7 protein-coding genes are annotated in these 12421 nt (G+C 69.5%); 4 read left to right on the forward strand and 3 right to left on the reverse strand.

Going from position 1 to position 12421, the window contains the following annotated elements; translation table 11 throughout:
• The first annotated feature begins 3 nt into the window (after positions 1-3).
• Together FHT38_RS01240 and FHT38_RS01245 are read left to right on the forward strand one after the other, a co-directional pair.
• Positions 4-1071, forward strand: a complete 1068-nt coding sequence (locus FHT38_RS01240) for a branched-chain amino acid ABC transporter permease (RefSeq protein ID WP_221213782.1) — start codon at positions 4-6, stop codon at positions 1069-1071.
• On the forward strand, positions 1068-1913 hold the full coding sequence (locus FHT38_RS01245) for an alpha/beta fold hydrolase (RefSeq protein WP_183484737.1): 846 nt from the start codon (positions 1068-1070) through the stop codon (positions 1911-1913). The genes FHT38_RS01240 and FHT38_RS01245 overlap by 4 nt, the downstream gene beginning before the upstream one ends.
• Positions 1914-1989: 76 nt before the next feature.
• Here the strand turns inward: FHT38_RS01245 and FHT38_RS01250 are convergent, their stop codons facing one another.
• Positions 1990-2511, reverse strand: a complete 522-nt coding sequence (locus FHT38_RS01250) for a response regulator (RefSeq protein WP_183489099.1) — start codon at positions 2509-2511, stop codon at positions 1990-1992.
• A gap of 336 nt (positions 2512-2847) precedes the next feature.
• Between FHT38_RS01250 and uvrA the strand changes: the two genes are divergently transcribed.
• Entirely contained in the window at positions 2848-8484 is a 5637-nt protein-coding gene (gene uvrA / locus FHT38_RS01255) for an excinuclease ABC subunit UvrA (protein ID WP_183489102.1), read from the forward strand.
• A gap of 115 nt (positions 8485-8599) precedes the next feature.
• On the opposite strand, the gene FHT38_RS01260 is transcribed toward uvrA, so the two are convergent.
• Entirely contained in the window at positions 8600-8896 is a 297-nt protein-coding gene (locus FHT38_RS01260; protein ID WP_091720540.1) for a hypothetical protein, read from the reverse strand.
• Positions 8897-8961: 65 nt separating this feature from the next.
• Positions 8962-9564, reverse strand: a complete 603-nt coding sequence (locus FHT38_RS01265; protein WP_221213723.1) for a hypothetical protein — start codon at positions 9562-9564, stop codon at positions 8962-8964.
• Positions 9565-9706: 142 nt separating this feature from the next.
• Between FHT38_RS01265 and FHT38_RS01270 the strand changes: the two genes are divergently transcribed.
• A complete protein-coding gene (locus FHT38_RS01270) occupies positions 9707-12376 on the forward strand; it encodes a prolyl oligopeptidase family serine peptidase (RefSeq protein WP_183489105.1) in 2670 nt (889 codons plus the stop codon).
• Positions 12377-12421: the final 45 nt, after the last annotated feature.

Here is a 12421-nt window from a genome sequence, read left to right on the forward strand (position 1 = left end):
TCCCTGATCCGATCCCTGCTGTCCCACGACCTGCCGCGCAGCCGCGTGCTGGCGGCGCTGCTGCTGCTCACGGTGCTGGCGCTGGCGCTGACGCCCTTCGTGTTCCCCGGCACGAAGGCGCTCAACGTGGCGGCCAAGATCCTCGTGTTCATCGTGCTGGTCGGCAGCTACGACCTGCTGCTGGGCTACACCGGCATCGTCAGCTTCGCCCACACGATGTTCTTCGGCATCGGCGCCTACGGCGTGGCCATCGCGAGCACGCGGCTGGAGCCGGGCTTCGCGGCGCTGTCGATCGGCGTCGGCGGCGCGCTGGGGCTGTCGCTGCTGCTGGCGCTGGTCATCGGCCTGTTCTCGCTGCGGGTCAAGGCGATCTTCTTCGCGATGATCACCCTGGCCGTCGCCGCGGCCTTCCAGGGCCTGGCGTCGCAGCTGTCGGACTTCACCGGCGGCGAGGACGGCCTGAACTTCCGCCTGCCCGCGCTGCTGTCGCCATCGACCGAATTCCTCGAGGAGCCTTTCCTCGGCGTGTCCGTCGACGGCCGGCTGCTGAGCTACTACCTGCTCTTCGTCGTGACACTGGTGCTGGTGCTGGCCTTGCTGCGCATCGTCAATTCGCCCTTCGGGCGGGTGCTGCAGGCGATCCGCGACAACGACTTCCGCGCCGAGGCCATCGGCTACCGCCTGGTGACCTACCGGACGCTGTCCACGCTGCTGGCCGCGATGTTCGCGACGCTCGCGGGCGCGCTGCTCGCGATCTGGCTGCGCTACAACGGGCCGGACACCTCGCTGTCCTTCGAGATCATGCTGGACATCCTGCTGATCGTCGTGATCGGCGGCATGGGCACGATCTACGGCGCGGTGATCGGCAGCGCGCTGTTCGTGCTCGCGCAGAGCTACCTGCAGGACCTGATGCGCGTCGGCGCGTCGGCGGTGGAGGGCGTGCCGGTGCTGTCGCAGCTGATCGCGCCGGAGCGCTGGCTGCTGTGGCTGGGCGTGCTGTTCGTGCTGGCCGTGTACCACTTCCCGAACGGCCTGGTGGGGCGCCTGCGGCAGGCGAGGAGAAGCACTTGAAGTCGACGTCGAACTACCTGCGCTGCGAGGGCCGCGAACTCCATTACATGGACTGGGGCGATCCGGGCGCGGCGCCGGTCATCGCCTGGCATGGCCTGGCGCGCACCGGGCGCGACATGGACGACCTGGCGGCGCACCTGGCGCAGTCCGGGCGTTATCGCGTGATCTGCCCGGACACGATCGGGCGAGGGTTGTCGCAGTGGAGCCCGGACCCGGACAACGAATACCACCTGGCCTTCTACGTGAAGCTGGCGGTGGCGCTGGTGGACCAGCTCGGGCTGGCCAACTGCCATTGGGTGGGCACGTCGATGGGGGGCGCGATCGGGCTACTGGCGGCGGCGACCTCGTTGCGCGGCCGCATCCGCCGGCTCGTGCTGAACGACATCGGGCCGGAGCTCGCCGAACCCGCGATCCAGCGCATCCGCGCTTATGCCGGTGACCCGGCGGCTTTCGACACGGTGAGCGAGCTGGAGCGTTATTTCCGTCAGATCTACCAGCCCTACGGCTGGATGAGCGCGGCGCAATGGCGCCGGCTGACGGAGACCTCGACACGCCGCCTGCCGGACGGCCGGGTGACGCCGCACTACGACCCGGCGATGGTGCGCCAGTTCTTCGTCCACCCGGACGATTACAAGCGCTGGACCGAATGGGATTCGCTCAGCCTGCCGGTGCTGTGCCTGCGCGGGGAGAGCTCCGATCTGCTGTTGCCGGAGACGGCCGAGGCGATGCGGGTGCGCGGGCCCCGGGCGGAGGTGGTGACGGTGCCGGGTTGCGGGCACGCGCCCGCACTGAACGTGCCGGAGCACTTCGCGATCGTTGAGGGTTTCCTGGCGGGGGGCTGACGGTCGGTGCGCGTCATGGCGTTCATCGCTTGATCAGCCAGCCGAGGATGCCGCCGAAGGCGGCTGTCAGCTTCGGTCAGTCGTTGAGCTGCGGCAAATCGAGCCAGCGCGCCAGGCGCCGGCGCAGCGTCAGGAAGTCCAGCGGCTTGGTCAGGTGCTCGTCCATGCCGGCCTTCAGGCTGTCGGCCACGTCGCTGTCCAGCGCGTGCGCCGTCAGCGCCAGGATCGGAAAGCGCGGCAGCCTGCCCTGCGCCTGCTGCTCCCGCAGCCGGCGCGCGCATTCCAGGCCGTCCATGCCCGGCATCTGGATGTCCATCAGCACCAGGCTGGGCGCCGCGTACTCGCACAGGTCCAGCGCTTCCTGGCCATTGCGCGCGAGCTGCGTCTTCAAGCCCATCAGCGCCAGGAACTCCAGCGCGACCACCTGGTTGATCGGGTTGTCCTCGACCAGCAGCACGAACGGCTCGCCCGGGGCCGGGCGCTGGCCGGAAACCGTCGGATCGGTCATCGAGGAAGGGGGCGACGGCTTGGCGGACGCGTCCGACGTCATCAAGACCAGCGTGGTCTCGGAAATGGGATGGCCGTCGTTTCTGTCCATGTCGCTTGTCGTCCCCGCTCCGGTCGGGAGGCGAGGTATTCCCTGAAAAACGTCGCCCGCCGTTCAGGTCGAACCGGGGTCGGTGTTGCTCGGCGGCGACGGGGTCCATTGTTGCCGCACCCCCCGAAGACTAGCAAGTGTGCGGAAGTCATCGGTCGGAGGCCTTGACAAGAGGTATGCGAAGGCTTCCTGAACGGTCTCCTGCTTTCAATTGCTTACCACTGCGTCGCGCCGGTCACCTCGCGCGCGTCCCGCCGGCTGCTGCCAATTCATGGCGGCCGCCCTCCCTAGAATCATCGCCCACTGCCTTTTTCGAGGCTCCCGAGCCCACACCTCATGTCCGACGCCGATATCCGCATCCGCGGCGCCCGCCAGCACAACCTCAAGAACCTCGACCTGGATCTCCGGACCGGAGAACTGACCGTGGTGACCGGGCCGAGCGGCTCGGGCAAGTCCAGCCTGGTGTTCGACACGCTCTACGCGGAAGGCCAGCGCCGCTACGTCGAAACTTTCTCCGCCTACGCGCGCCAGTTCCTCGACCGCATGGACCGCCCGGCCGTCGACAAGGTGGAGGGCGTGCCGCCCGCCATCGCGATCGACCAGACCAACCCGGTCCGCACCAGCCGCTCCACCGTCGGCACGATGACGGAGCTCAACGACCATCTGAAGCTGCTGTTCGCGCGCGGCGCCGACCTCTTCGACCGCGACACCGCGCTGCCGGTGCGCCACGACACGCCGCAGACCATCCACGCCGAGCTGCTGGCGCGCACCGTCGACGGCGATCCGCGCCTGGTGCTGACCTTCCCGGTCGAGCTGCCGGAGACCGTCAGCGCCGGCGAGGTCGAGCAGTGGCTCTCCGCCTCCGGCTTCACGCGGGTGCAGTCGGAGCGCGTCGTCAACGGCCGCAAGGTGCTGGACGTGGTGGCGGACCGCTTCCGCATGCAGGGCGTCGAGCAGGCGCGCGCGATGGAAGCCATCGAGCTGGCGCTCAAGCGCGGCAGCGGCCGCATGACGGTCTACGTGCTGCCGGCCGAGGAGGGCGCCGAGCCGGTGCTCTGGCGCTACTCGACCGGCCTGCATTGCCCGGAGAGCGACATCCGCTACGCCGACCCGCAGCCGGCGCTGTTCTCGTTCAACTCGGCGATGGGCGCGTGCGAGACCTGCCGCGGTTTCGGCCGCGTGATCGGCGTGGACCTGGGTCTGGTGATCCCCGACGAGCGCAAGACGCTGCGCGGCGGTGCGATCAAGCCGATGCAGACGCCGGCCTGGAAGGAATGCCAGGACGACCTGCTGAAGTACGCCGGCGATGCCGGCATCCCGCGCGACACCGCGTGGAGCCAGATGACGCAGGCGCAGCGCGACTGGGTCATCGAAGGCAGCCCGAACTGGAACGGCAACTGGAACAAGCAGTGGTACGGCGTCCGCCGGTTCTTCGATTACCTGGAGAGCAAGGCCTACAAGATGCACATCCGGGTGCTGCTGTCCAAGTACCGCAGCTACACGGAATGCCCGGCCTGCCGCGGCGCGCGCCTCAAGACCGAGGCGCTGCTGTGGCGCATCGGTTCCAAGGCGCTGGCCGACGCGGCACTGCCGGCCGCGCAGCGCTTCATGCCGGAGGGCGTGAAGTGGACGCGCGCGCAGCTCGAGGCGTTGCCGGGCCTGTCGGTCCATGACCTGATGCAGCTGCCGATCCACCGGCTCAGACGCTTCATGGACGAGCTCCAGTTGCCGGGCTCGATGCTCGACGAGGCGCTGAAGCTGCTGCTCGACGAGATCCGCAACCGGCTCAAGTACCTGGTCGACGTCGGCATCGGCTACCTGACGCTGGACCGCCAGAGCCGCACGCTGTCCGGCGGCGAGGTGCAGCGCATCAACCTGACCACGGCGCTGGGGACCTCGCTGGTCAACACGCTGTTCGTGCTGGACGAGCCCAGCATTGGCCTGCACCCGCGCGACATGAACCGCATCGTCGAGGCGATGCAGCGCCTGCGCGACGCGGGCAACACGCTGGTGGTCGTCGAGCACGACCCGGCGGTGATGCTGGCGGCGGACCGGCTCATCGACATGGGCCCCGGCCCCGGCCAGCAGGGCGGCCAGATCGTCTTCGACGGCACGCCGGAACAGATCCGCGCCGCCGACACGCTGACCGGCGCCTACCTCGGCGCGCGCAGGCACGTGGGCATGGGCCTGAAGCGCGTCGTCGAGGAGAACACGCCGCGACTGATCCTCGAGGGCGCGCGCGAGCACAACCTCAAGAACGTCAGCGTCGAGTTCCCGCTGCAGCGCATGGTGGCGGTCACCGGCGTGTCGGGCTCGGGCAAGAGCACGCTGATGCAGGACGTGCTCTATCCGGCGCTGGCGCGCTGGTTCGGCCAGGCCACCGAGGCGCCGGGCGCGCATGACCGGCTCCTGGGCGCGGACTGGCTGGCCGACGCGGTCTTCGTCGACCAGTCGCCGATCGGCAAGACGGCGCGCTCGAACCCGGCCAGCTACGTTGGCGTGTTCGACGAGATCCGCAAGCGCTTCGCCGACACGCCGATGGCCAGGGAGCGCAGCTACGGCGCCGGCATGTTCAGCTTCAACGCTGGCGACGGCCGTTGTCCGACCTGCGGCGGCTCGGGCTTCGAGCACGTCGAGATGCAGTTCCTGTCCGACGTCTACCTGCGCTGCCCCGACTGCGACGGCAAGCGCTTCCGCGCCGAGCTGCTCGAGGTCAAGCTGGAGCGCGCCGGACGGCAGCTCAGCGTCTCCGACGTGCTGGACCTGACGGTGGCCGAGGCGCTGGGCGTCTTCAAGGACGACCGCGAGGTGCTGAACAAGCTGCAGCAGCTGTCGGATGTCGGCCTGGACTACCTGACGCTGGGGCAGCCGGTGCCGACGCTGTCGGGCGGCGAGGCGCAGCGGCTGAAGCTGGCGGGATACCTGGCGGAGGCGGCCTCGAAGCCGCGCCAGGCGACCGCGACCAAGGGCACCCTGTTCCTCTTCGACGAGCCGACCACCGGCCTGCACTTCGACGACATCGCCAAGCTGATGCGCGCCATGCGCAAGCTGCTGTCGGCGGGGCATTCGCTGATCCTGATCGAGCACAACCTGGACGTGATCCGCGCGTCGGACTGGGTCATCGACCTCGGGCCCGAGGGCGGCGAGGACGGCGGCCTGGTCGTCGCGGTCGGCACGCCGGAGACGCTGAAGGACCATCCGACCTCGCACACCGCGCAGGCGCTGCGCGAGTACGCGGCCGAGATGGACCGCGCGCCGGTCAAGGTCGCCGAAGGCAAGCCGCTGCAATCGCTGCTGCGCCAGCGCCGCAAGGCCGATGAAGCGATCCGCATCGTCAACGCGCGCGAGCACAACCTGAAGTCGGTCGACGTCAGCATCCCGCGCGGCAAGTTCAACGTCGTGACCGGCGTGTCGGGCTCCGGCAAGAGCACGCTGGCCTTCGACATCCTGTTCAACGAGGGCCAGCGCCGCTATCTCGAATCGCTGAACGCCTATGCGCGCTCGATCGTGCAGCCGGCGGGCCGGCCCGAGGTCGACGCGGTCTGGGGCATTCCGCCGACGGTCGCGATCGAGCAGCGCCTGTCGCGCGGCGGGCGCAAGAGCACGGTGGCGACCACGACCGAGGTCTGGCACTTCCTGCGCCTGCTCTACGTGAAGCTCGGCGTGCAGCACTGCGCCAACGACGGCACGCCGGTGAAGCCGCAGAGCGTCGAGGCCATCGCCGCGCAGCTGCTGCGCGACTACAAGGGCCGGCACATCGGGCTGCTCGCGCCGCTGGTGGTCAATCGCAAGGGCGTCTACACCGACCTGGCGAAGTGGGCGAAGCAGCGCGGCTACACCCACCTGCGCGTCGACGGCGAGTTCCTGCCGACCAGTCCGTGGCCGCGGCTGGACCGCTTCAAGGAACACACGATCGAACTGCCGGTGGGCGACATGACCGTCACGCCGGAGACCGAGGCCGAGTTGCGCGAGCTGCTGGCCAAGGCGCTGGACCACGGCAAGGGCGTGGTGCATGTGCTGTCGCCGCTGGACGGACTGCACGACGCGCTGCGCAATGCGAAGCCGACGCGCGGCATCGGCGAGCTGCGGGTGTTCTCCACCAAGCGCGCCTGCCCGCAGTGCGGCACGAGTTATCCGGAACTGGATCCGCGGCTGTTCAGCTACAACTCCAAGCACGGCTGGTGCACCACCTGCGTCGGCACCGGCCTGGCGCTGACGCGCGAGCAGCGCAAGGCCCTGGACGACAGCCAGCAGGACAAGGACAACCGCGGTCGCGAGCAGAGTTTCCCCGCCGAGGAAGCCGAGATCGAGGACCTGAGCGACGCGCCCTGCCCGGATTGCCACGGCTCGCGGCTGAATCCCGTGGCGCGCGCGGTGAGCTTCGAGCACGAGACCATCGGCACCGTGGCCTCGTGGAGCGTGACCGAGGCGCGCGAGTGGATCGCGGGCCTGACACTCACCGGCCGCGACGCGGAGATCGCGCGCGACGTGGTCAGCGAGATCAAGGGGCGACTGGAGTTCCTGGAGGAGGTCGGGCTGGGCTACCTGACGCTGGACCGCGCGGCGCCCACGCTGTCGGGCGGCGAGGCCCAGCGCATCCGCCTGGCGGCGCAGCTCGGCAGCAACCTGCAGGGCGTCTGCTACGTGCTGGACGAGCCGACCATCGGCCTGCATCCGCGCGACAACCAGATCCTGCTCAAGGCGCTGTCGACGCTGGGCGACAAGGGCAACACGCTGGTCGTCGTCGAGCACGACGAGGACACCATCCGGCGTGCCGATCACATCATCGACATCGGCCCGAGCGCGGGCAAGCGCGGCGGCCGCGTGATCGCCGAAGGCACGGCCGAGCAGATCGCGAAGAACCCCGATTCGCTGACGGGCCGCTTCCTGTCCAGGCCGCTGGTGCATCCGCTCAAGGAGCGCCGCGAGATGGACGCCGACGCGCCCAAGCTGACGGTGCTCAACGCGACGCTGCACAACCTGCGCGGCGTCACGGTGGACGTGCCGCTGCACCGGCTGGTGGGCATCACGGGGGTGTCGGGCTCGGGCAAGTCGACGCTCGCGCGGGACGTGCTGCTGGCCAACATGGCGGCGGCGGTGCCGCTGCGCCGGGCGCCGTCGACCTGGCTGGGCTGCGACGCCATCGAGGGCCATCAGCAGGTGGACCGGGTGCTGGAGGTCGACCAGACGCCGATCGGCAAGACGCCGCGCAGCTGCCCGGCGACCTACATCGGCTTCTGGGACGCGATCCGCAAGCTGTTCGCCGAGACGCTGGAGGCGAAGGCCCGCGGGTATGGTCCGGGCCGCTTCAGCTTCAACACCGGCGAGGGTCGTTGCCCGGGCTGTGAAGGGCAGGGCATGCGCACCATCGCAATGAGCTTCCTGCCGGACGTGAAGGTGCTCTGCGACCAATGCCATGGGCAGCGCTTCAACCCCGAGACGCTGGCGGTGAGCTGGCGCGGCAAGAGCATCGGCGAGGTGCTGCAGATGGAGGTGGACGAGGCGGTGGAGTTCTTTGCCGCGATGACCTCGATCGCGCATCCGCTCAAGCTGCTGCAGGACGTGGGACTGGGCTACCTGACGCTGGGTCAGCCCAGCCCGACGCTGTCGGGCGGCGAGGCGCAGCGGATCAAGCTGGTGTCGGAGCTGGTGAAGGTGCGCGACGACGTGACGCGCCGCGGCCAGAAGCCGCCGCACACGCTGTACGTGCTGGACGAGCCGACGGTGGGCCTGCACATGGCCGACGTGGAGAAGCTGATCCGCGTGCTGCATCGCCTGGTCGACGGCGGGCACAGCGTGGTCGTGATCGAGCACGACCTCGATGTGATCGCCGAAGCCGACTGGGTGCTGGACCTGGGACCGGAGGGAGGCTCGGCGGGCGGACGCGTGGTCGCGCAGGGGCGGCCGGAGACGCTGGTGGCGCAAGGGACGCACACCGGCAAGGCGCTGGCACCGGTGCTGGCAAGACGCTGACCGGCGGGGCGCTCCGGAACCGGGGCGTCCGGCACGCCGCCGCAAGCGCCAACGACAACGGCCTCTCAAGGAGGCCGTTGTCGTTGGAAGGCGGGAGGAGGGCCGGTACCGGCGCTCAATGCGGCTTGCGCCGCTGGCGCTGCTCGAAGTCGTCGCCGTGATAGACGTTGCCGTCCCAGGTGCCTGAGCGGTGCTTCGCGCGGGCGATTGCGTCGAGGGCCGCGTCATGGGCGGCGCGACGGCGGTCGCGTGAATTGAAGCGACCCTTCAGGCCGATGCCGCTGCCCATCAGAAGGCCCGGGCGCCGGACCCATGCGCGCCAGGCCATCTGGTGCCGCCGCGGCAAGGCCATGTCGATCGCGAGCAGCACGCAGATCAGCAGTCCAAGGGCGGCGATGACTTTGGCGAACATACGTCGGCGCGGTGAATCACGCCTTGCTGGCGTGCAAGCGGCCGACTATACGCGAGGGGAAAACCTCAGTCGCGATGATGGCCGCGTCCATGTCCGTGGCCACGATCACCGCGGTCACCGTCGCGGTCCCAGCCGCCGCGACCGCCACCGCGATGGTCATCGCGGCGTTCTTCCCAGCGCCGGCCCTCCCAGCCGCGATGGTCGTCGCGGTGGTCGTGCCAGTCGCGGCGGCCATCCCAGCGGCCATCCCAATCCCGGCGCACCGGCTCCCACCGGGGCGGCGGCGGAGGGGCATAGACCGGCATCGGATGCACGCGCGGGCGACCGTAGTAGACCGGGGCGTAGGTCCGCGTGTACCAGTCCTCGCGGACGAAATACACCGGTCGGCCGCAGGCGCGGTAGTAGCCGCAGTGGCGCGACCAGGCGTGGTAATGCGCAGGCGGCACGCGCAGGTACATCGGCGGGGCGGGGTCGTAGACCCGCTCGATCACCATCGGCTGCGCGTAGATCACGTCCGGGCGGACGTTGCCGACGTCGATGCGGCCATAGAAGCCGGGCTGTCCGACGCTGATGGACACGCCCACGTCGCCCGCGAAGGCCGTTGGCGCAGCCAGCACGCCGGCGGTCAGCGCCACGGCGCCGAGGATGCGTTGGATCAGGTGCTTCATGGAACCTCCGACCTACCTAGGGAAAGTATGGACGGTTAACGCGCGCTTGACGGATCCGGTGCACAACGCAGCGGTAAGCAGTTGTTGACCCCTCCCTAGAATCCCGCGTCCCTGCTGACCTTGCGGGGCGTGGAGCAACGATTTGAAGCAATGGATCCTGACTTCCCTGGCGCTGGCGACCCTGGCGACGGGGCTGGGCGCCGGCGAGCCCTCGCTGGCGCAGACGACGACGGCCCCCGTCGCCGTGGCCAACCGGCCGCTCACCTTGGAACAGCTGTTCCGCGCCGAGTCCTACCGCGGCGAGTCCGCCAAGGACCTGAAATTCAGCGCGAGCGGCCGTTACGTCGCGTACCTCTGGAACCCGTTCGGCGAGCCGGGCAGCGATCTGTACGTCCATGACACCCAGACCGGCAGGACGGTCCGCGTGAGTTCGCCGGCGCTGATGGCCGTGGTGGAGACGCCGGAGAACCTGGAGCGCTACGCCCGCAAGCTCAAGCAGAAGCGCGACGAGCTGGCCCAGCGCCAGGCCCGCGAGGAGGCGCAGGCCGCCTACCTGCGCGGCGAGCCGGTGGACCCGGATCAATGGGAGCGCCAGGCGATTGCCGACCTGAAGGTGGAACTGGCCGAGCGCAAGGCGCGCGAGGACGCCCGCAAGGCGGCCGAGAAGGCGGCCTGGGGCGACGCACCGGCCGCCGCCGCGGCGCCGGCCTCGGGCGCTTCCGCCGCGGAGGCGAAGAAGCCGGCCAAGGATCCCAAGGACATGGCGCTCTGGGAGCTGCGCGACGAACTGAAGAAGAAGCGCGAGCGCGAGAAGCTCAAGCCCGAGGACCTGTACCCCGGCGTCTCGCAGTTCGTGTGGGCGTCCAAGGCGGATGAACTGGTGCTCGCCTACCGCGGCCAGCTGCTGCGCTGGAAAGCGGGCGCCGACCGCGCCGAGCCGCTGCTGTCGACGGGTCGCACGCTCAAGCCGGTCGCCTACGCGCCGGACGACCAGTCGCTGATCGTGCAGGACGAGACCCGCGTGCTGCGCGTGCGCCTGGCCACGGCCGGCATCGAGGTGATCAACCGCGAGCTGTTCAACCCGGACGACGAGGACCGCAAGTTCCGCATCGCCCAGACCGCGCTGAGCGAGGACGGCCGCTGGATGGCGCTGGCGGCCAACGCGCCGCTGGTGAACGCGGACGGCAAGCCGCTGCCCAAGCCGGGCAGGCAGGTCGAGATCATGAATTACGGCGACCGTTTCGCGACGGCGAAGAAGGTGGACCGCGAGGTCTCCGACGACAAGCGCGGCCTGCCCTCGATGGCGATCTACATCCGCAAGGTGCCGGCCGCCGGTGCCGCGCCGGAGCGCCAGCCCGAGCCGGTGTTCACGCACCCGGGCGGCGACGCGTGGTTCGAGATTTCGCCGGTGGTGTGGGCGCGCGACGGCAGCCGCTACGCCTTCACCACCTTCGAGCGCGAGAAGGACCTGCTGCGCGTCTACCTCGGCAAGCCCGGCGACGCGAAACCGGAGATGGTGCTGGAGCGCCGCGCGCCCATCCACCACGAGCTGGTCAACGTGATGACGCCGTCGTTCACGCCGGACTCGAAGCAGCTGGTGCTGATCCTGGCCGACAACGGCTGGCGCCAGCCCTACGCGATGAGCCTGGCGGCGGGCGCCGACCGTTCGGTGACGCCGCTGGTGAAGGGCGAGTTCGAGGCCTTCCAGGTGCTGGGCTTCACGCCGGATGCGAAGACGATGTTCGTCGTGTCCAACAAGGACGACTACGCGGCGATGAATGTCTGGCGAGTCGAGCTCAAGGACGGTCGCATGACGGCGCTGGGCCGCTCGCCGGATTACCACCGCAACGCGGCGGTGGCGCGCAACGGCCAGTGGGCGGCGGCGGTGGCCGGCAACTGGGCCGAGCGTCCCGAGCTGAAGCTGCTGAAGGGCCAGGCCGCCGCGTCGGGTGCCGAGCCCGGCAAGCTGCTGACGCAGAGCCACGACCCGGCCTGGGCCCAGGTCGACGTGCTGCGGCCGGAGCGCTTCAGCTTCCGCAACCGCCACGGCGACATGATCCCGGCCTACGTCTTCAAGCCGCTGGGCTGGGCGCCGAGCGACAAGCGCGCGGCGGTCGTCTACACCTACGGCGGGCCGCTGAATGATCGCCATTCGGTCGAGACCGACAGCTTCCAGCCGACCGGTTATGTCTTCGCGATGTACATGGCGGCCAAGCATGGCTACGTCACGGTGACGGTGGATCCGCGCGGGCACTCCAACTACGGCGAGAAGTTCGCCGATGCCAACTGGGAGCAGCCGGGCGCGCCGCAGACCGAGGACCTCGAGGACCTGGTCGCCTACATGAAGGCCAACCTGGGTGTCGACGGCCAGCGCATCGGCCTGAATGGCTGGAGCTTCGGCGGTTTCCAGACCCAGTACACGATGTATACGAAGCCTGATCTGTTCGCGGCCGGCATCGCCGGAGCGGGTCCGACCGAATGGGAGAACTACAACAGCTGGTACAGCGGCCGGACCATCGGCAAGGTGGACCGGACCAAGCCGGTGCTGCGCAAGTATTCGCTGCTGCCGCTGGCCAGGCAGCTGAAGAAGCCACTGCTGCTGGTGCACGGCATGCAGGATCCGAACGTGCTGTACCAGGACACGGTCAACGTGTACCGCGCGCTGCTGGAGTCGGGCAAGGAAGGGCTGGTCGAGCTGTTCCTGGATCCGGATGGCGAGCACGCCCTCGGTGGCGCGGTGAAGCCCGCCGGCTGGCACCGCAAGTACGAGGCGTTCTGGTTGGCGCAACTGGGGGCGGCGCAGCGCAAGTAGGACGCCAACCCTACCCGTGCCCTGAGCCGCCGATGTCGTGCCTGT

The organism is Mitsuaria sp. BK041 (genome assembly GCF_014193085.1).
GTDB lineage: Bacteria > Pseudomonadota > Gammaproteobacteria > Burkholderiales > Burkholderiaceae_C > Roseateles.